18 protein-coding genes are annotated in these 21705 nt (G+C 48.2%); 16 read left to right on the forward strand and 2 right to left on the reverse strand.

The window, feature by feature from the left end; genetic code table 11:
* On the reverse strand, window positions 1-1230 hold the full coding sequence (locus ACO0K4_RS11750; protein WP_422956810.1) for a pyridoxal phosphate-dependent aminotransferase: 1230 nt from the start codon (window positions 1228-1230) through the stop codon (window positions 1-3).
* A gap of 374 nt (window positions 1231-1604) precedes the next feature.
* Here ACO0K4_RS11750 and ACO0K4_RS11755 point away from each other — a divergent pair, with 374 nt between their 5' ends.
* The 16 genes from ACO0K4_RS11755 (at window position 1605) to ACO0K4_RS11830 (ending at window position 19427) form a co-directional block, all read left to right on the forward strand.
* Complete coding sequence (locus ACO0K4_RS11755; protein ID WP_422956811.1) at window positions 1605-1982, forward strand: Mth938-like domain-containing protein; 378 nt, start codon at window positions 1605-1607, stop codon at window positions 1980-1982.
* Window positions 1979-3751: a glycosyltransferase family 39 protein gene (locus ACO0K4_RS11760; protein ID WP_422956812.1), complete on the forward strand. Its 1773-nt coding sequence runs from the start codon at window positions 1979-1981 to the stop codon at window positions 3749-3751. Before ACO0K4_RS11755 ends, ACO0K4_RS11760 begins: the two co-directional genes overlap by 4 nt.
* Window position 3752: 1 nt before the next feature.
* Entirely contained in the window at window positions 3753-4124 is a 372-nt protein-coding gene (locus ACO0K4_RS11765) for an EamA family transporter (RefSeq protein ID WP_422956813.1), read from the forward strand.
* A gap of 119 nt (window positions 4125-4243) precedes the next feature.
* Window positions 4244-5371, forward strand: a complete 1128-nt coding sequence (locus ACO0K4_RS11770) for a DegT/DnrJ/EryC1/StrS family aminotransferase (protein ID WP_422956814.1) — start codon at window positions 4244-4246, stop codon at window positions 5369-5371.
* Between the two features lie 15 nt (window positions 5372-5386).
* A complete protein-coding gene (locus tag ACO0K4_RS11775) occupies window positions 5387-6352 on the forward strand; it encodes a glycosyltransferase (protein ID WP_422956815.1) in 966 nt (321 codons plus the stop codon).
* A gap of 1 nt (window position 6353) precedes the next feature.
* Window positions 6354-7283 (forward strand): formyltransferase, encoded by a 930-nt coding sequence (locus ACO0K4_RS11780; RefSeq protein ID WP_422956816.1) that lies wholly within the window; start codon window positions 6354-6356, stop codon window positions 7281-7283.
* Window positions 7284-7398: 115 nt separating this feature from the next.
* On the forward strand, window positions 7399-8439 hold the full coding sequence (locus ACO0K4_RS11785) for a bifunctional UDP-4-keto-pentose/UDP-xylose synthase (RefSeq protein WP_422956817.1): 1041 nt from the start codon (window positions 7399-7401) through the stop codon (window positions 8437-8439).
* Between the two features lie 9 nt (window positions 8440-8448).
* Window positions 8449-9390, forward strand: coding sequence for a polysaccharide deacetylase family protein (locus ACO0K4_RS11790; protein ID WP_422956818.1), 942 nt, complete (start codon window positions 8449-8451; stop codon window positions 9388-9390).
* Window positions 9391-9459: 69 nt separating this feature from the next.
* Window positions 9460-9936: a peroxiredoxin gene (locus tag ACO0K4_RS11795; protein ID WP_422956819.1), complete on the forward strand. Its 477-nt coding sequence runs from the start codon at window positions 9460-9462 to the stop codon at window positions 9934-9936.
* 118 nt (window positions 9937-10054) lie between these two features.
* Entirely contained in the window at window positions 10055-11770 is a 1716-nt protein-coding gene (locus ACO0K4_RS11800) for a PhoH family protein (RefSeq protein ID WP_422956820.1), read from the forward strand.
* Between the two features lie 185 nt (window positions 11771-11955).
* On the forward strand, window positions 11956-12435 hold the full coding sequence (locus ACO0K4_RS11805) for a MarR family winged helix-turn-helix transcriptional regulator (protein ID WP_422956821.1): 480 nt from the start codon (window positions 11956-11958) through the stop codon (window positions 12433-12435).
* 46 nt (window positions 12436-12481) lie between these two features.
* Window positions 12482-14017 (forward strand): efflux transporter outer membrane subunit, encoded by a 1536-nt coding sequence (locus ACO0K4_RS11810; protein WP_422956822.1) that lies wholly within the window; start codon window positions 12482-12484, stop codon window positions 14015-14017.
* The gene (locus ACO0K4_RS11815) at window positions 14017-15219 is read left to right on the forward strand and encodes an HlyD family efflux transporter periplasmic adaptor subunit (protein ID WP_422956823.1); all 1203 of its coding nucleotides are present in this window, start codon (window positions 14017-14019) and stop codon (window positions 15217-15219) included. Before ACO0K4_RS11810 ends, ACO0K4_RS11815 begins: the two co-directional genes overlap by 1 nt.
* Complete coding sequence (locus tag ACO0K4_RS11820) at window positions 15219-16787, forward strand: DHA2 family efflux MFS transporter permease subunit (protein ID WP_422956824.1); 1569 nt, start codon at window positions 15219-15221, stop codon at window positions 16785-16787. The genes ACO0K4_RS11815 and ACO0K4_RS11820 overlap by 1 nt, the downstream gene beginning before the upstream one ends.
* Window positions 16788-17020: 233 nt before the next feature.
* Entirely contained in the window at window positions 17021-18592 is a 1572-nt protein-coding gene (locus ACO0K4_RS11825; protein ID WP_422956825.1) for a sensor histidine kinase, read from the forward strand.
* 64 nt (window positions 18593-18656) lie between these two features.
* Window positions 18657-19427: a substrate-binding periplasmic protein gene (locus ACO0K4_RS11830; protein WP_422956826.1), complete on the forward strand. Its 771-nt coding sequence runs from the start codon at window positions 18657-18659 to the stop codon at window positions 19425-19427.
* A gap of 72 nt (window positions 19428-19499) precedes the next feature.
* On the opposite strand, the gene pbpC is transcribed toward ACO0K4_RS11830, so the two are convergent.
* Window positions 19500-21689, reverse strand: a complete 2190-nt coding sequence (pbpC, locus tag ACO0K4_RS11835) for a penicillin-binding protein 1C (RefSeq protein ID WP_422956827.1) — start codon at window positions 21687-21689, stop codon at window positions 19500-19502.
* Window positions 21690-21705 lie beyond the last annotated feature (16 nt).

Consider the following 21705-nt stretch of genomic DNA (forward strand, 5'->3'; position numbering starts at 1 on the left):
TTAATTGGTGCCGTGACGTTTTCGATATCCCTCAAGGAAGTGCGAAATACGTCCGAATGCTTCAGTCAAATCATCCGTGTTCGGCAGGAACACAACACGGAAATGGTCGGGATTGATCCAGTTGAATCCCGTTCCCTGTACTAACAACACGCGCTGCTCGGTTAGCAGTTCGTGAATAAATTCCTGGTCGTCCTTGATCGGGTACATCAAAGGATCCAGTTTCGGAAACATATACAGTGCGGCTTTAGGCTTGACGCAGGTCACGCCTGGTATATCGGTTAACAGCTTATGCGCCAGATCGCGCTGCTTCAGCAAACGTCCGCCGGGGCCGACCAGATCATTGATGCTCTGGTAACCACCCAGCGCCGTCTGGATTGCAAACTGTCCGGGCGCATTCGCACACAGACGCATGGAAGCCAGCATATTCAAGCCCTCAATATAGTCTTTGGCATGACGTTTTTCACCAGAGACCACCATCCAGCCAGCGCGATAGCCGCAGGAGCGATAATTTTTTGACAGACCATTCAAAGTCAAAAACAAGACATCGTCAGCTAAAGAGGCAATCGACGTGTGCGTCGCCTCGTCGTACAAAGTTTTATCGTAAATTTCGTCCGCAAAAACGATGAGCTGATGCTGTCGTGCGACGTCAACAATCTGCTGCAAAATTTCGACCGGATACAAAGCGCCAGTCGGATTATTCGGATTGATGACCACGATCGCTTTAGTATTCGGTGTGATTTTGCTCTTGATATCATCAATATCCGGCATCCAGTCAGCGCTCTCGTCGCAGATATAATGGACGGGCTTGCCACCGGACAGGCTGACTGCAGCGGTCCATAAAGGATAATCCGGTGCCGGAACCAAAACCTCATCGCCAGTATTGAGCAAGGCATTCATGCCCATTACGATCAATTCAGATGCGCCGTTACCAATATAAATATCTTCAATCGTTACACCGCGGATGTGCTTTTCCTGGGTGTAATGCATGATGGATTTGCGCGGAGCAAACATGCCTTTGGAGTCGGTATAGCCGGCTGCATTGTGCATATTGCGGATCATGTCCTGCACAATCTCATCCGGCGGATCAAAATTGAATACCGCCAGATTGCCGATATTGAGCTTGATGATCTTGTGGCCTTCTTCTTCCATCTGTTTGGCTTTTTCCATGACAGGGCCACGGATGTCATAACAGACGTCTGCTAATTTTTGTGATTTTTGTATGGGTCGCACTGCGGCAATCCTTGCTAATATTGGGGCTACAGTGCAGAAAAATGCTGCACTGCCGAACGTTCCATTCTGCCCAATGCGCACGTTTTTATCAATGCGTTTTGTCGAATAATCTAATTTTATTCGCTGTTGACTGGCGTTCGTCTTGATTTTACGACTGTTTTGCATGATTGCAGGAAATCTCAGGCAAATTGGAATTTACCTTGGCGAACCAAGTCGATTGATCGACTTTTGCGAAGGCACTACTTGAATTTCTGCCAGATCGAAATGCTCTTGAATCGGCGCAAATCATCATGCCGCAGCAGAATGCAGACTGAGTCCGGTAAAAAAGTTACAATGCCGCACTCATCAGTTACCCACTTAATCGAGCACGATAGATGAAGCTGCATTCCACCGCTACCCAGCAATACCAAACCATCACTGCCTACGATAAGGATAGTGTTGAAATCAACGCGATTACCTACAAGCACAGCCTGATCGTTTTACCTGAAACAAAACCTGCGCAATGGTCGGCGAGTAGCTTTGAGGGCTTGAGCACGGCCGACTTTGCACAGATCGAAGCGACGATGCCGGATGTCGTCATTCTGGGCACCGGACTGAAGCAGCGGTTCGTTCATCCTAAACTCACGGCCTCACTGGCGGCCCGGCGTATCGGTGTCGAATGCATGGATAATCAAGCCGCCTGCCGCACTTACAATATTCTGATGGCTGAGGGACGCAAAGTCGCTTTGGCTCTGATCATGGACGCTGCATGAAACAACACCGATCTCCTTATGATTCTCCGGCGACGCTCTGGCTGATTGCGCTAGGCTTTTTACTGATCTGGTTTTATATGCTGGGCGCCCGCACGCTGGTACCGACAGATGAAGGTCGTTATGCAGAAATGGCGCGTGAGATGGTCGCAACCGGTGACTGGATTACCTTGCGATTGAATGGCATCAAATATTTTGAAAAACCACCGCTGCAAAACTGGATGAACGCCATTAGTTTTGAATTATTTGGTCTTGGTGACTGGCAGGCGCGTCTTTGGACCGGATTGACGGGTTTGCTCGGTGTCGTCCTGGTCGGCATTACCGGAAATAAGATGTTCAGTCGCCGGATTGGCATTAGTGCTGCGCTGGTATTGGGCTCCAGCTTTTACTGGGCTGGCATGGGACATGTAAATTCGCTGGATATGGGCTTATCCGGCATGTTTACTATCGCTTTGTGCGGGTTATTGCTGGCACAAAAAAATGGTGCAAGTGCTGCAGAACAACGCAACTATATGTTGCTGTGCTGGATTGGCATGGCCTTAGCAACTCTATCGAAAGGATTGATCGGCTTCGTTCTTCCCGGCGGTGTACTGGTGATTTACAGCCTGGTGACGATGGACTGGCGATTATGGACGCGCCTGCACATGGGTAAAGGATTGCTGGTATTTTTTGCGATTACTGCACCCTGGTTTGTTTTGATCGCGCTGAAAAATCCTGAGCATCCGCAGTTCTTTTTTATTCATGAGCATTTTGATCGTTTTACCAGCAATGTGCATAAGCGTGGCGGAGCTTGGTATTACTTTTTTCCGTTCCTGATATTAGGCATTGTTCCCTGGATTGGCCTGCTGATACAGGGGTTGTGGACCGGCATTCGAGATCGCAGCGGCCTTGAAAAAGGTTTTCAAGCCAAAAAAATGCTGCTGATCTGGGCAGTCTTTTTCTTTTTCTTTTTTAGTATTTCCGGCTCAAAATTACCCGGATATATCTTGCCGATCTTCCCGGCAATTGCGCTGTTGATTGCTTGCTATCTTGAGCAGGCGTCACAAAGGTCAATGATAATTGCCAGCCTCTCCTTTGCGGCAATTGGCGTTGCAGGTCTGGCGTTTGTCAGCAAGGCGTCTGGCATGGGCAAGCTGGCGTACGAAATTCCCCTTTATCAAGCCTATGCACCATGGCTGGCGGCTGCGGCGGTGTTAACGCTGGTCGGCGGTATCTTGGCATGCTTCATGTTACGCAGATCATCTGCGGGCAAAGACTGGGCGGTAGTTATTTTGGCGGCAAGTGGCTATGTTGCCGGGCAAATCGCCTTTTTGGGACATGATCCCTGGGGCAAATATATCGCAGGCACAGAACATATTCCCGCTATCCGTGCCGCATTGCTTAAGGCTGATACGCCGCTGTATGCAGTCGGACGTTATGAGCAGGCACTCCCTTTTTATCTCCGGCACACCTTGATTCTGGTTGAGTTTCCGGATGAGATGGAGTTCGGACTAAAGCAGCAACCCGAACTTTGGATTCCCAAACTAAAAGACTTTGTGGCTCAGTGGCGGGCTGATAGCGCCAGTGGAAAAGCCGCTGTAGCAATTATCCGCACGGATATTTATGAAAAATTCGTTGAGGATAAAGTACCTATGCGCGTGATAGGACAAGATCCAAGACGGGTGATTGTGTCCAGTATTTTGACGACTAGTGCGACAGATACTGCCGCTCCAGCAGGCGATCAGGCTACATCTCAATCAATCCAGCAACCAACTACTCAATTGGCAAAATAAGATGAATATAGGCACCTTTGGCTTTATCCTGACCGGCATTTTCCTGAATGCATTTGCGCAACTGCTGCTTAAGCAAGGCACCAAGGCGGTAGGCGCGATTCACCTGACGGCAGAAAACTGGTTTTCGATTGCACTTCAGCTCGCTACGCAGTTACCGATTATTGGCGGACTGACTTGCTACGTGGTGTCGGTTGTGGTCTGGATCATCGGACTGTCGCGTGTCGATGTGACGATTGCGTATCCGCTGCTGTCGATCGGCTACGTGGTGAATGCCATCGGCGCCTGGTACTTCCTTGGCGAAGTAATGTCCTTGCAGCGTATGCTGGCGATTCTGGTGATCATCATCGGGGTCGCCCTGCTGGTCAAAAGTTGACCGTAATCATTTAGGTTTTATGGGGAGTATAGGTAAAAATAGACCTTAATCCGCATGTTTTATAGCGATCTTAAAAAATACTCCAGATCAGTATAGATATTTATTAAAAGGAATTCCTAATGACTACAGCCCTGCCCTTTCTGCCTTTTACCAAACCGACCATGGATGAGGAGACGATTGCTGCGGTCGGTAATGTTTTGCGTTCTGGCTGGCTGACTAGCGGTCCAAATGTGCAGGCATTGGAGGCGCAGTTATCCGAGTACTTCGGCGGCCGTCCGGTACGTACCTATAATTCCGGCACTTGCACGATGGAAATCGCCTTGCGGATTGCTGGCATCGGTGCGGGTGACGAGGTGATTACCACGCCGAATTCTTGGGTAGCCACTGCTAATGTGATTATCGAAGTCGGTGCGACACCGGTATTTGTCGATATCGATGCACGTAGTCACAATATTGATCTCGACAAAGTAGAAGCCGCAATTACACCACGCACCAAGGCGATTATCCCAGTCCATATGTGTGGCTTGCCTTGCGATATGGACAAGCTGTACACGATTGCCAAGAAACACAATCTGCGCGTAGTCGAAGATGCAGCGCAAGCCATTGGTTCTACCTGGAAAGGTCAGCGCATCGGTGCTTTTGGCGACTTCGCTTCATTTAGCTTTCAAGTCAACAAAAATATCATGACCGGCGAAGGTGGTTGCCTGGTATTAAACAATGCGGAAGAAGCTCGTCTGGCAGAAAAATATCGCCTGCAAGGCGTCACTCGCAGCGGTCTGGACGGTATCGATGTCGATGTACTCGGCGGTAAATACAATATGACCGATATCGCCGCTGCGATTGGCCTGGGACAGATGAAACATCTGGCAGAATTTAATGCAAAGCGCAAAGTATTGGCACATCATTATTTTGCGATGTTTGGCAGCGATTTCGAAGCAAAGACAGGCGCAGAATTGCCGATTGCTGATTTTGACAACAGTAACTGGCATATGTTCCACATCGTTCTGCCCGAGCGGATTAATCGAGGTGAATTCATGCAACAGATGATGGATGTCGGTATCGGTCTTGGCTATCACTACCGTGCGATTCATTTGTTCAGCTACTATCGTGCACGTGGCTTTACCGATGGAATGTTCCCGATTGCAGAGCGTGTCGGCAAACAGATAGTGACCTTACCGCTATTTCCAAGCATGACCGAAGCCGATGTCGAAAGAGTCGTGACTGCGGTAAAATCTCGCCTTTCCTAATTCGGACCACGCTTGATGAAACCTGAACTCTCCGTCGTCATCCCCGTTTATAACGAAGAATCCGGCCTGGCGCAGTTATATGCACGCCTGTATCCGGCGCTGGACGCCCTGGCAGCACGTGGCGTCCCTTATGAAATCGTATTCGTCAATGACGGTAGCCGCGATAACACCGCCGCAATGCTGGCAGATCAGTTTCGTCTGCGTCCCGACGTGACTCGCGTTGTACTGTTTAATGGCAATTATGGTCAGCATATGGCGATATTGGCGGGGTTTCAGGCAACACGCGGCGATATCGTGGTGACGCTGGATGCTGATTTACAAAATCCACCGGAAGAAATCGGTGCGCTGGTCGATAAAATGCGCGAAGGTTTTGATTATGTCGGCTCCATCCGCCGCAAGCGTCAGGACTCTGCATGGCGCACGTACGCTTCCAAGGCGATGAATCGCATCCGCGAAAAAATTACCCGCATCAAGATCACCGATCAGGGGAATATGCTGCGCGCCTACGGCCGCAATGTGATTGACCTAATTAATCAGTGCAGCGAAGTGAATACCTTTGTTCCCGCGCTGGCCTATACGTTTGCTCGCAAGCCAACTGAAATTACAGTGGAGCATGAAGAACGTGCGGCCGGTGAATCAAAGTATTCCTTATACAGCCTGATCCGCCTGAATTTTGATTTGATGACCGGCTTTTCTATCATGCCTTTACAGTTGTTCTCGATGCTGGGCATGGTGCTGTCTGTAGCGTCTGCTTTATTGGTGTTTTTGCTGTTGATACGCCGCTTCGTTCTGGGAGCTGAGGCAGAAGGTTTGTTCACTCTGTTTGCGATTGCCTTCTTCATGATGGGTGTGATTTTGTTCGGCATCGGCCTGCTGGGTGAATACGTTGGCAGGATTTACCAGCAAGTTCGCGGTCGTCCACGTTATGTCGTGCAGGCAATTCTCGAGCAAACTAACAGCGACGCGACTGAAACTAACTAAGATGCCTTCATCCAATACCACTGCGGTTGTATTCGCATACCACAGCGTCGGGGTCCGTTGTATCAAAACCCTGCTGGCGCGCGGCATAACGATTGAACTGGTCGTTACCCATGAAGACAATCCGGCTGAAACGATCTGGTTTGAATCGGTAGCCGCGCTATGTAAAGAGCACGGGATACCCACGATTACGCCGGCAGACCCGAAATCTGCTGAGTTACATGCGCAAGTCGCTTCCATTACGCCAGATTTCATCTTCAGCTTTTACTACAGGAATATGTTGCCGCTTGAGTTGCTTGCTCTGGCAAAACGCGGCGCGTACAACTTGCACGGCTCCTTACTCCCCAAATATCGTGGTCGCGTGCCTGTCAATTGGGCAGTATTCCATGGCGAAACCGAGACCGGCGCTACCTTGCATGAAATGGCGCTGAAACCAGATGCGGGTGCTATCATTGCACAGACCATGGTGCCGATTTTGCCTGATGACACCGCGTTTGAAGTATTTGGCAAATTGACTGTCGCTTCGGAGCAAACCTTATGGTCTGCCTTGCCTGGCCTAATCACCGGAACCGCACCAAGACTAAGCAATGACCTGACCAAAGGCAGTTATTTTGGCGGGCGTAAACCGGAGGATGGTCGCATCAACTGGGAGCAGACTGCCCAGCAAGTCTATAACCTGCATCGCGCGGTTGCCCCGCCCTACCCCGGCGCTTTTACCGAGTTGCATGGCAAAACTTATGTTATCGGAAAAGCACGACTAAACACGACATCAACAGCAAAAATCGCCATAGATTTGCCGACAGGCTTATGTGTAGTGGATAATGTTATCCTTGGCGTTTGCGGCGATGGCCGTACGCTCACAATTATGGAATTATTGTTGAATGGTGAAGTAGTCACTGCCAAGGCACTTGATGCGGCACTCAAGTCGGGCTAGGCTCAATGTCGTCCAATTATGTATCGGCAGGTTTTGACAGGCAGCAGCGTCAAAAACAGCGCTTTAGTATTCATCAAGACACCAATTAATTTTTAAAAATTATAAAGAAATCATCATGAAAAAAGTCCTCATTCTCGGCGTCAACGGCTTTATCGGTCATCACTTGTCTAAACGCATCCTGGAAACGACAGACTGGGAAGTCTATGGCATGGATATGCAAACCGAGCGTCTGGGCGACATGATCAATCATCCGCGTATGCACTTCTTTGAGGGTGACATCACCATCAATAAAGAATGGGTTGAGTACCACGTCAAAAAGTGTGATGTCATTCTGCCTCTGGTCGCGATCGCCACACCATCGACGTATGTAAAACAACCTCTGCGCGTTTTTGAGCTGGATTTCGAAGCTAATCTGCCTATCGTTCGCTCAGCTGCCAAGTACGGCAAGCACCTGGTGTTCCCGTCGACATCCGAAGTGTATGGCATGTGCCATGACGAGGAATTCGATCCTGAACAATCTGAACTGATTTGCGGCCCGATCAATAAGCCACGCTGGATCTATTCTTGCGCCAAACAATTGATGGATCGTGTGATCTGGGGCTATGGTATGGAGGGTCTGAACTTCACGCTGTTCCGCCCGTTTAACTGGATCGGTGCGGGCCTGGATAATATTCACACACCAAAAGAAGGTAGCTCCCGCGTCGTGACCCAATTCTTCGGTCACATTGTCCGTGGTGAAAATATCTCTCTGGTTGACGGCGGTGCACAGAAGCGCGCTTTCACGTATATCGACGATGGTATCGATGCCCTGATGCGTATTATCGATAACAAGAATGGCATTGCCAGCGGCAAGATCTATAACATCGGTAATCCGACCAATAACTATTCGATTCGTGAACTCGCTCACATGATGTTGACTCTGGCCGCGGAATATCCGGAGTACGCGGATACAGCGAAAAACGTACAACTGACAGAAACCACATCCGGTGCGTACTATGGCGCAGGTTATCAGGACGTGCAAAATCGCGTACCAAAAATCACCAATACCTGCGAAGAGCTGGGCTGGGCGCCGACAACGGACATGAAAGACACCATGCGCAATATTTTCGATGCTTACCGCAGCCAGGTAGCCGAAGCCCGCGCATTGATGGACTAATCCGCACCAATGCCAAGCATCGTCCTAAAAATTGACGTCGATACGTTTCGCGGCACCAAGGAAGGCGTACCGAATCTGGTGCGCCTGCTAAAGCAGCACCAGGCCGGTGCCACTTTTCTATTTTCTCTGGGTAAAGACCACACCGGCTGGGCGTTACGACGTGCTTTTCGTCCTGGTTTTTTCCAAAAAGTCTCGCGTACATCCGTCGTTGAGCACTATGGTGTCAAAACCTTGATGTACGGCGTTTTTTTGCCTGCACCGGATATCGGCAAAGGTTGTGCAAATGAAATGCGTGCAGTGCGGGATGCTGGCTTTGAATGTGGCATTCACACATGGGATCATGTCGTCTGGCAAGATAATGTGCGTCAACGTGACGCGGTGTGGACACAGCACCAGATGCAACAGGCATATTCTCGCTTCAAAGAGATTTTTGGTGCAGTACCAAAAACCCATGGTGCTGCAGGATGGCAGATGAATGCCCACGCATTTGAGCAGCTCGATCAGTTCAATATGTCATATGCGTCTGATGGCCGCGCGCTGCTGAACAACAACGGCAGTCTGGCGAACACCACGGCTGGCCCTTATCGCTTGCAAGTTGATGGCAAATCCTTGTCCTGCATTCAGATGCCGACCACGTTGCCAACGCTGGATGAAATGCTGGGCCGTGACATTGATGGCGTCGTCATCAACGAGTCAAATATTGCCGCTACGATCCTTAAACTGACGGCGGTGCCAAGAAATCACGTATTTACGCTGCATGCAGAACTTGAAGGGCAGAAACTCGCCCCCATCTTTGAGAAATTGCTGAAAGGTTGGCGCGAACAAGGTTACGATTGTGTTTCGATGGCGGATTTTTATGAGACCATCAAAAACGAGGAATTACCAGCTCACGCGATTAATTGGGTTGAATTGCCTGGTAGATCCGGTGAATTGTTTGCATTAGCCACCTGAGCTGTAGCTGACCCGGATGGATGGCGGACAGCTTGAATGCTTCTCCATCCATCTACTCAGGAGACTACTGTGGCCGATAGCCCATCCGCACTGCAATGCCAGGTTCCAGAATTTTCTGCTGCAATGACCAGCGAGCAAACCTTTCAGCTAAGTCACTATGCTGGAAAAACCATCGTCATTTATTTTTACCCCAAAGACAACACGCCAGGCTGCACGACTGAGAGTCTGGCGTTTCGTGATGCTCATGCCTCATTCGAAAAAAACAATGCCGTCGTATTCGGTGTAAGTCGTGACAGCTTGCGTTCGCATGAGGGATTTAAAGCCAAATTGGGCTTACCGTTTGAACTGATATCTGACCCTGAAGAAACCGTCTGCAATTTGTTTGACGTGATGAAGATGAAAAATATGTACGGCAAACAACATCGTGGCGTTGAACGCAGTACTTTTGTGATTGACGGCAGCGGCAAATTAGTGAAAGAATGGCGTGGAGTAAAAGTAGCTGGACATGTTGATGAAGTGTTGGAATTTGTGAGCGCAAACCAGTAATTGAAATCTAAAATTTTCTTCGAGAAAAAGCCGCAGATGGAAGTGTCCCGGATTAATCCGGTGTCCTTCTTAGCGGCTTTTTGACTTTTAAGCTCTCACACTTTTAGAAGAGGTCCTAATGCCCCTGCCGAAAATGCCGACTAAACCTGCGGCCCTGCTGTCCCCTAAGGATTATCCTAAAGCAGATAAATCAAAACCTTTAAAACAAGGTAGAACGGAAGTCAAAACTGCACCAACAAGAAAAATTGAAGCAATAACACCTTCAAAACCTTCTCAGTTACCAAATATCGTTGCGCCTGCCGCTAAAACCGCGCCTGTAGCAAAGCCTGCCTCATCAGTAGTCGCGGCAAAACCGACAGCAAAACCAGCCACCGTGAAACATGACAACCGTGTCAAGTCAGGAACCAGTCGTGCTGCAGATAAATCAGGCATAACGAAATTATTTGTTCTCGACACCAACGTCCTGATGCATGACCCGACATCGCTGTTCCGCTTTGAGGAACATGATGTCTATCTGCCGATGATCACGCTCGAAGAACTCGATGATCACAAAAAAGGGATGTCAGAGGTCGCCCGCAATGCACGCCAGGTATCACGCTCACTGGATGCGCTGGTAGGCGATATTGATCATCACGAAATTGAAAAAGGGATTCCTTTAGCGAAACTTGGTAATAAAGACGCAAAAGGTCATCTGTATTTTCAGACAAAATTGCAAGGCGGCGCCCTGCCCCAGGGACTTCCCCAGGGTAAAGCTGATAACCAGATTTTGGCAGTGGTTCGTGCGCTGGAGGCAGAATCTCCTGGCCGCCCAGTCGTATTGGTATCGAAAGATATCAATATGCGTATTAAAGCCCGTGCGCTGGGCTTGCCTGCTGAAGACTATTTCAACGACCATGTTCTGGAAGACTCTGACCTTCTCTACACGGGCATCGTTCAATTACCAGATGATTTCTGGAATAAACATGGTAAAGGCATAGAAACCTGGCAAGAAAATCGTAATGGCCTGAGCACCACGTTTTATCGCATTACAGGCCCGATCATCCCAAGTCTGCTAGTTAACCAATTCGTCTATCTGGAACCCAAAAACGGTGAAGCCTCGTTCTATGGTCACGTACGTCAGATCAACGGCAAAACGGCAGTGCTGCAAACCTTACGTGACTACGGACATGCAAAACATAGTGTGTGGGGCGTGACTTCACGCAACCGGGAACAGAATTTTGCCCTGAACTTGCTGATGGATCCTGAGTGCGATTTTGTGACCTTGCTGGGACAAGCTGGTACCGGTAAAACATTGCTTGCACTGGCGGCTGGTCTGGCCCAGGTATTGGAAACCAAAACCTACAACGAGATCATCGTGACGCGTGTGACGGTTCCTGTTGGTGAAGACATCGGCTTTTTACCTGGTACGGAAGAAGAAAAAATGTCGCCGTGGATGGGCGCATTTGACGACAATCTTGAAGTTCTGAATAAGTCAGATAACGACGCGGGCGATTGGGGGCGTGCGGCGACACAAGATTTAATACGCTCAAAAATCAAGATCAAGTCACTGAACTTTATGCGTGGCCGTACTTTTGTCAACAAATTCCTGATCATCGACGAAGCGCAAAATCTGACGCCAAAACAAGTCAAAACCCTGGTCACGCGTGCTGGTCCTGGCACCAAGATTATCTGTCTTGGCAATATCGCACAGATCGACACGCCCTATCTGACCGAGGGATCCAGCGGTTTGACTTACGTTGTAGATAGATTCAAGGGCTGGGCACATAGCGGTCATGTCACGCTGGCACGGGGTGAGCGTTCTCGTCTGGCAGATCACGCCAGCGAAATTTTATAAAATAACATCAGTCTCTCTAAGAACGGCACCTTAGGGTGCCGTTTTTCTTTGTGTGATTGCTTTTTTAATTCCGTTTTAAATGGCATTTCATATCGTTAATCTTGATAAAAACTCGTTTTAGCACCGTCAGCAATGTTTTTTGATTTGATATATTATATTGCCTAGGCAATTAAAATTTAATAATTATGGAACAACAAGTTAAGCCATTTTCTTTTTCCAGCTATCAAGTCGAAGATAGCGTCGGTTATCTTCTCTCCAGAACGAAAACGATGCTATCCAAAGCCGTAGACGATTCGCTGATGGATCTCGGGATTACACATGCTCAGGCTAGCGTGATCATGATGCTGGCGATTGGACGATGCAGTACCGCCGCAGAGTTAGCACGTGATTTATTTATTGATGCTGGCGCCATGAAACGCATGCTAGACAGGCTGGTAACCAAAGAAATTCTGGCGCGTACGCCTGATGCGAATGACAAACGCTTACTAAAGCTCGTACTCACAGAACAGGGGTGTGCATTGGCAGAATGCCTGCCCCCCATCTATCACCACAATCTTGATATTGCATTTACTGGATTTAGCCCTGAAGAAATTGGTTTTTTAAGAAGTTTATTAAAAAAATTATTAGCGAACCGATGCTTATTTGAACCAATCGAATCCACATAACAATCATTGCCCCGACACCTATTATTTTTCTTTTTTGATAAAAATTATGAAGCTCATACCTAAACGGCATACTGGCTTGCCATTAGCGATAGCAAGTAGTCTGGTGCTCACGCTCTCAGGCTGTGCAAATTTTACGGGCATACAAAGTAGTGCTCAGTTACGCTCACTCCCATCACAAACGACTGAGGTGAACTCTCCTTCAGCTTACTGGCAAGATGCCAATTGGGCGCAGCAAATCGGCGGTAAGGATTTACAAAACCTGATTGATACAGCAATTGCCGACAATCCCGGACTACAGGTCGCTGCCGCCCGCATCGCCAGTGCCAAAGCATTGATAGAAGCTACCGGCGCCAATGATAAAGTGAATGTCAATGCGAGCCTGGATAGTACTTACCAGCGCTTCACCGAGCATGGCATGATTCCGCCTCCGCTGGCAGGATCAACAAAAAGCAATAATCAAATTGCCTTGAATGTCGGATATGAACTCGATTTCTGGGGTAAACATTCCGCTGAGATGCGCTCTGCCATTTCCCAGGAAAAAGTTGCACTTGCAGAGCAGCAAAGTGCCAGACTGATGCTGAGTACGGCAATCGCACACGCCTGGGTTCAACTGGCACGGCAATATGAGCAACTGGAGTTAAGCACCCGCCAACTGGCGGTACGCAATAAACTCGATGAACTCACGAAGCAGCGGGTAAAAGCAGGACTGGATACCAGTACAGAAATACAACAAAGCCTGATCCAAAGCTCGACTCTGCAAGCAGAGATCAACCAATGGCAAGAAGCCATCGTGCTAAGTCGTAATCAACTAGCGGCGTTATCGGGACAACCACCTGAGCTCGGGCAGCTAATCGCTAAGCCGGTATTGCAAGCATCAAATAACCAGACTCTGCCGGAACAGTTGCCTTTGGCATTGCTAGGACGCAGGCCAGATGTCGTGGCAGCTCGCTGGCGCGTTGAAGCCATTCAAGGTGAAATTGACGTGGCAAAAACGCAGTTTTATCCAAACATTAATTTGATCGGATTCGCCGGTCTATCGAGTCTGGGTGTTTCCAACTTATTTCAGAGTGGCAGTACGATTATTGGCGCAGGTCCGGCGATTCGCCTGCCTATCTTTGAAGGCGGCCGTTTGCGTGCACAGCTCAAAGGAAAAGTGGCGTCGTATGATGCCGCAGTTGCCACCTACAATCAAAGTCTGACTGACGCATTGCGTGAAGTCGCTGATCAGGTGCAGTCACTGAAAACTACGGATGCACAAGACAAAAACCAGCGAATTGCTGATACGGCGGCGGCCAGAACTATTGATCTGGCAAGGCAACGGCAAAGGGCTGGCACCGCGAATATGCTACCGGTGTTCGCAGCAGAAAATGCCCGGATAAGCCAACAAAAATTATTGCTGGATATTCAAATTCGCCGCACTGATCTGCAAATCAATCTGATCAAAGCCTTAGGTGGTGGATATGACTTGCCTGCTGCAATTCAGGTACCGGCAAATCCACAAGCCAGCCATCTGTTACGAACTCAATCTGAATTACCAACTCAATCATTAACTCAATTATTAATTAAAGCGGAGGCCGCATAATGAACGCGCCTGATACAAATAAAAATACCAATACAACTCTCGTGCAAGCTCCCGTTGAAAGCAGCTCTAAACGCCGCGGCCTGCTGATCATCGCAACGATCATTTTTGTGATCGCCGGTCTTGCTTATGCATTCTGGTGGTTCACTGTCGGTAGCCATTTTGAACATACCGAAGATGCCTATGCTGCAGGCAATGTTGTTCAGGTAACGCCGCAAGTATCTGGAACAGTGCTCGCTATTCATGCTGACGACACTGAAATGATACAGGTCGGTAAGCCATTGTTCGAACTTGACAGAGCCGATGCTAAAGTTGCTTTAGAACAGGCAGAGGCACAACTTGCGCAAAGCGTACGCGAAGTACGTGTGTTGTTCGCGAATAATGCCCCCTTGCAAGCGAACGTCACTGCACGTGGTACAGAAGTTGATCGCGCAAAAGCCGATCTCGCACGTCGCCAGCAATTGATCAGCACTGGCGCGGTCTCAACAGAGGAAGTAGAGCATGCTCGCTCTGCTTTGCAAAGTGCCGAATCTGCTTTGTTAGCAGCACGTGAACAACTTGCGTCGAACAAAGTTCTGACAGATCGCACCAGCGTAGAACAGCATCCTAATGTCCAGCGTGCAGCCGCCCGTGTGCGTGAAACTTATCTGGCATTTGCCCGTACGAGCTTAGTCGCGCCAATCTCAGGATATATCGCAAAGCGCTCGGTTCAGGTCGGTCAGCGTGTCGCAGCGGGTACACCTTTATTGTCCATCGTCCCGCTGAATGCCTTGTGGGTTGATGCAAATTTTAAGGAAGTACAGTTAGCACATATGCGCATAGGTCAAGAGGTGACTTTACATTCTGATTTATATGGATCGGATGTTGAATATCACGGCAAGCTTGCAGGAATGTCTGCCGGAACGGGTTCCGCCTTCGCATTATTGCCCTCGCAAAATGCCAGCGGCAACTGGATCAAAGTGGTACAGCGCGTTCCTGTCCGTATCGCCCTGGATGAAAAAGAGTTAATCGCTCACCCGTTGCGTATCGGGCTATCCATGCAAGTCAAGGTCGATATTTCACAACAAAAAGGTGATGCACTGGCGGCAGCCGCACCGGTTCGTAACACCAGCGCTTTCAAGACCAATGTATTCGAGCAGGCGGGTAAAGAAGCGGATCAGCGTATTACTCAAATCATTAGCAATAATATCGCCAAGAATCCGTAATGAGCTCCCCATCTAAACCAGCGGCAGGAGCAGCTCCCCTGCCGCCGCTCAAAGGTTCTCAGCTCGCAATGGGAACCCTGGCACTGTCTTTGGCAGTGTTTATGAACGTGCTCGACTCATCGATTGCGAATGTCTCGATCCCTGCTATTTCCGGCAATATGGGTGTCTCGCCTCAGCAAGGTACCTGGGTCATTACCTCGTTTGCAGTAGCGAATGCGATTTCAGTCCCTTTAACAGGATGGCTGACGAATCACTTTGGACAGGTGCGACTGTTCATGTCTTCCATCTTGCTATTTGTACTGTCCTCCATGTTATGCGGTATGGCACCCAATATCGAAACATTGATTGCCGCGCGCGTATTGCAAGGTGCCGTTGCCGGGCCAATGATCCCGCTCTCTCAGTCCTTGCTTCTGGGTAGTTACCCGCCTTCAAAGAGCGGGATGGCTTTAGCCCTATGGGGGATGACCACACTGGTCGCGCCGATTATGGGACCACTCCTCGGTGGCTGGATATCGGATAATTATTCCTGGCCATGGATTTTTTACATCAATATTCCTGTGGGTTTATTTACCGCATGGGCAACCTGGTCGATCTATCGCAAACGAGAATCGCAAATTAAACGCCTGCCAATTGATACTGTGGGCCTGGCGCTGCTAGTCATCTGGGTCGGCGCATTGCAATTGACCTTAGACAAGGGCAAAGAGCTCGATTGGTTTAATTCAGGTGAGATTATTCTGTTGAGTGTGATTGCTTTCGTTGGGTTAATTTACTTCATCATCTGGGAACTGGGTCACGATCATCCGGTGGTCGACTTATCCCTGTTCAAGGGCCGTAATTTTACTGGTGGAGTTATTGCGATTTCTATCGGCTATGGCTTGTTCTTCGGCAGCCTGGTGATTATGCCTTTGTGGTTGCAAACGCAATTGAGCTACACCGCTACAGAGGCTGGCAAGGTGATGGCACCTGTTGGTGTATTTGCGATTTTGTTGTCACCGATCATCGGAAAAATTTTACCGAAAGTAGATACGCGTAAAGTAGCAACGATGGCGTTTATTTTGTTCGCACTGGTTTTTTATATGCGGGCACAATTTACGACGGACGTTGACACGGTCACTCTGCTGATCCCAACCTTGATACAGGGTGCGGCAATGTCGATGTTCTTCATTCCTTTGTCATCAATTATTCTGTCTGGTCAGCCTATGGAAAAAATTCCGGCAGCATCCGGATTATCTAATTTTGTACGTATCATGTGTGGCGGCATGGGCGCGTCTATCACGACAACCTTATGGGATAGTCGCAGCAGCCTTCATCATGCTCAGCTAACTGAGAGCACCGGTAGTGCCTACCCGGCTTTTGTCCAGAGTGTGCAATCATTGATGCAACAGGGAATGCCGGAACAAGGCGCATGGGCCGTGATAGACAGAGCGATTTCGGTGCAGGCGAGCACGATGGCTGCAACAGATATTTTCTGGCTATCGTCATTTATGTTTCTAGGCCTGATCGGATTAGTCTGGGTGACAAAGCCGAAAAAATCAGCCGCACCAGTTGATGCCGGCGGAGCACATTAGAGGTATTAAATTTTACTGATTCTGCCTTTACTATCCAGATCGCCACCCATCTGTCGCTGAAGATCATATATTGATGAATCTTCGCTGATATTTGAGTGGTATTTTTTTACTTCGAATTTTTTTAACCTTCGATGAAGTAAGTTTTTTAATATTAATTGCTCATAGAATTGGTATGATGCAATCTAAGCTTCTGACTTCTCCTTTTGATTGGCCTACATCAAAGTAATTTTCAGATGAAAAAAACTCGCTTGAGTATTCAGATAGCCATTTTGCTGGGAATCCTTGCTGGACTCATCTTGCCAGCACTGATCAGTGGCTGGATTGTGATCTGGGGCAAAGAAAGACATCTCGCCGTAGAGCAGCAAAAACTCGACCTGCAGAGAATCACCAATACTCTCGCACTCAATTTACGCGATCCTGTATGGAATAAAAATCCGTCCGCAATTAAAGATCTGGTTGAAGCCGCCTTCACCTCCCCTGATATCAATAAAATTGAAATTTTCGAAGGGAATAAGTCGATTTTTCTTAAAGATCTGTCTAGTCGAAAAATAGGCAGTGTCGTCACGACCGCACAACCGATTCTGTATCAGGGTGAATTACTTGGTCGCGTCGAAGTCGCTCTGGATAGCGGGTATCTGGATGCTGATTTTTTAAGAAGGATTAAGAACTATAGCGGCAGCATTGCCTTGCAAGTGATCTTTTCGCTCATCATTATTTTAATTTTGCTCTACTATCGCTTCGTCAAACCCCTACATCAATTAGCGATCGATGCAGACAGACTGGCTCTGGGTAATTTTTCAACACCGATCAGATGGTCCAGGGATGATGAGCTAGGTCATCTCGCAGAACGTCTGGAAATCACCCGCAATACGCTGAATCAGTTGCTGGCAGAACTCGCTGAAAAAAATACCCAATTACACCACGAACTATTGGAACGGAAAAAGACGGAGCAGCTAATACTGGATCTGAATGAATCTCTGGAGCGCAAAGTCGAGGTCAGAACCCAGGAATTAAATCAATCCCAAAGTGAATTAGTCCGTTCTGAAAAATTGGCTGCCCTTGGATCATTGGTGGCAGGCATTGCCCACGAACTCAATACGCCCATAGGTAATGCTTTGTTGGTCTCGACGTCGTTTCTGGATCGAAGCCAAAAATTTTCAGAGATGTATCAGGCGGGTTTAATAAAGCGTTCTAGCCTGGAGGATTATTCAGCCAACTCGATTGAAGCAGGCCAGTTGATCATTCAGAACTTAAATAATGCAGCCGAACTGATCAGCAGCTTTAAACAGGTCGCAGTTGACCAGTCTAGTGACAAGCGTCGCAGATTCGACACCAAGTCGTTTATCAGCGAGGTATTAACCACATTACATCATCTGATCAAAAAAACGCCTCATAAAATTGAGGTGGAATTAGAAAATGACATCATCATGGATAGCTATCCAGGTGCACTGGGACAAGTGATTACTAATTTTTTTACGAATGCGCTATCTCATGGCTTTGAATCACATACAGCCGGTCTAATCCGTATTCAGGTGCACAATTTATCGGAGAAAGAGCTTGAATTGAGTTTTAGTGATAATGGCGGCGGCATTGCACCAGAAAATCTTAATCGTATTTTCGATCCATTTTTTACGACTAAGTTTGGCCAAGGAGGCAGCGGTTTAGGACTCAATATCGTCTATAACATTGTGCACGATATTCTTGGCGGGACAGTCGAAGTTGAGAGCCAAAACCATACTGACACCTACACCAAGTTTATCGTACGTCTCCCCAAAGTAGCACCGTATGCCAATGAGCAAAAATAATAATCTATAAAATAAATATCATGTACTCAGTATTTAATTTCAAGCTTGAATCAAGGAGGTGACAATGAAACGCCAACTGCTATGCATCATGATCGCACTTTGCAGTACCGCAGCTTTTTCTGGAGAAAAAGTCGTCTTGTTGGGTGATGATGACTATGCACCCTACTCCTATGTTGAGAACGGCCAATTCAAAGGCATGTATGTGGAACTGTTGAATAAAGCAGCAGAATTATTGAAGCCAGCCTATGACGTAGAACTTAAACCGCGTCCATGGAAGCGTAGCCTTGCAGACCTGGAAAGCGGAGCTGCATTTGCATTATTTCCACCGGGGATGAAAAAAGAACGACCTTATATTGCGCCGTATTCGGTTGTGCTTTATACCGAAACCGTCGTGTTGTTTTGCAACTCCGACATCATGAAAACTTCCCGTAAAAAATTTCCCGAGGATTTTAATGGCCTGACTATTGGCGTCAATGCGGGCTTTTTACTCTCGGGACGCTTAATCAGTGCCGCCAATGCAGGAAAAATCATCCTATCCGAAGCAAAGGGAAACGAGGCCAATTTGAAAAAATTAGCACTGAAGAGAATTGCCTGCTATGCCACAGATAGAGGGGCTGCTTTTTATACGGCGAGAAAACTGCAATCGGACCCTGATATGGCAAATTTTAAGTTGCAAGAAGCGCTTGAATTGTCTGGCGAAGATACTTTTATCGGTTATAGCGTCCATAGCAATCCGGCGTATAAAACAGATTTTATTGAAAAAATGAATGCTGCGATAGAGACGATTAAACGTAATGGCACGCTGGCAAAAATCGAGAGTGCGTATTTAAAGTAGTGCGAGAAAAATACTGAAAATGGATGACTCTCGATTAACTTTGCTGAATTAGATAAGTTGGTTTATCTCATTTTATTTTTTCTGTATGGCCTGGACGTTCGGGGATGATTTGACCGGAACAAGTTGTGCTCCACGGACTTCAAAACCAGTCTGATCGATCACTCTGCCCTGACGGTCCAGTAATTGTAATAAGTGCTTACCTGGCCATGGCATCCAGTCATATGACATTGACTTGTTATCCGGGAGAGTTAATTTTTCCCCGTCCAGTTGCCAGCCACCGTTCACCAGACCGCTTGCAGCAAAGCGAAGTCGCTGTCGTTCTGGCGGAATATCCGGATCGACGGCAACCAGCATGCCTTTTGTCGGATAATTGATGGACGCATTGATCTCATTCGATGTGGCGACAGCAATTTGTGTCTGCTGCGTTCCCTGAATAAAGTATTCTTTGCGAGATGCTTCTAATCGTCCGTCGTATTGAATCGTTTGCGCAATGACATTCTTGGGTGGCGTCATTCGCTCATCTTGTTTTTGTAAAAAATGCGGCGAGTGTAAATACTGCATGAGTTCTTGCCATACCGGCGCAGCACCGGTAACGCCAGAAACATCCCACATCGGTGCTCCAGACGCATTGCCAACCCAGACACCCACGGTATAGCGCGTAGAGTACCCGACGCACCAGTTATCTCGCATATCTTTCGACGTGCCCGTTTTAACTGCACTCCAATTTCTGGTGGACAGCGCATTCTCCAGACCAAAAGTAGGTGCGCGGGCGCTGCGATCCGACAAAATATCGCTGATGATAAAACTGGCTGCCGGGTCTAACTTAGGAATGAAATTCGTTTTCTCGTTCGACATTGCCATTCGTGTTGTGCTGTATTGCCCTAGGTTCGCCAGCGTCCTGTAGGCGTTAGTTAAGGCCATCAGGCTCACGTCTGCACTACCTAAAGCCAGGCTGTATCCATAATAATCACCCGACTCGCGCAAACCGAAACCAAGGCTTTGTAAGCGCTCAAAAAATAATGGTGGCGTCACTGTCAATAATGTACGAACTGCAGGAATGTTTAATGACGAACCTAGTGCGGTTCGCATGCTGACTAGTCCTTTAAAGTGTTTGTCGTAATTTTGCGGGATATACAGGCCCGATGCGGTAGGCAAATTGACCGCAGAATCGTCCAGAATCGATGCCGCAGTAAGCCAATGTTTTTCTAATGCAAGCTCATACAAAAAAGGTTTCAAGGTTGATCCTGCCTGACGCAATGCGAGTACGCCATCGACCTGACTTGCATCCGACAAACTACCGCTGGAGCCAACCCATGCCAGCACATCACCGGTTGCATTATCGAGCACCAGAACGGCACCGTCTTCAATATTACGGTCAACCAGAGCGGATAATTGACGCACCAGTGAATCTTTGGCTAGTTGTTGTAGCCTTGCATCCAGCGTTGACTTGACTACGCGCATTCCCGGCTTCAACAGTTTGTGCGCCAGATGCGGTGCTAGTTGTGGGGCATTACTTGCAATCACACTATCTGACCTTAGACCAAGACGTGAAAAATAAAGCTCGGCTTGTCCTGCCAGATTTGTGCAATATTCTGGTAATTTCTGGTCTTTCAAAATACTACAGGCACGCTCGGCGACTTTCGCGGGGCTGGCATTGGGTGCTCTGAGTAAGGCGATGGCAATTGCTGCCTCCACTTGATCAAGTCCGCTCGGATGTTTGTCAAACATGACTCTTGATAATGCATGCACACCGACGATTTCACCCCGGAACGGCACCAGGTTTAAGTAGGCCTCCAGCAATTGATCTTTACGCCAGTCACGCTCCAGCCATTGAGCCACAATCGCTTGATTGATCTTTTGAACGCCTGTTCTTGGACTCGATTTACGGCGTAAATCCTCTTCCAGCAATCCGGCTAATTGCATGGTAATTGTTGAGGCACCACGTGTTTTCGTATTCCAGAGGTTGCCCCATGCCGCAGCTGCTACCGCATTCCAATCGACACCACTGTGCTGATAAAACCGTTTATCTTCTGACGCGATCAGCGCGTTCCGCATCGCAGGTGAGATATCCTCCAGTTTTACCCAGGCTAATTTGCGCTCTTTCGGATTAACCCTGAGCTGATGAACAACCACTCCATTTCTGTCAAGGAGCAGGCTGTCGGATGCCGTGAAATCGCGCTGGACTTCCTTGAAGCTGGCAATCGCGCAGGCCGATTCAGCGAAACAGGAAAGCGTTAACGCAAAAAATAATCCTTTCAACATACTTCGTTGCAAATAC

Origin of the sequence: Undibacterium sp. RuTC16W, from assembly GCF_049339445.1 — a bacterium.
Lineage (GTDB): Bacteria > Pseudomonadota > Gammaproteobacteria > Burkholderiales > Burkholderiaceae_D > Undibacterium.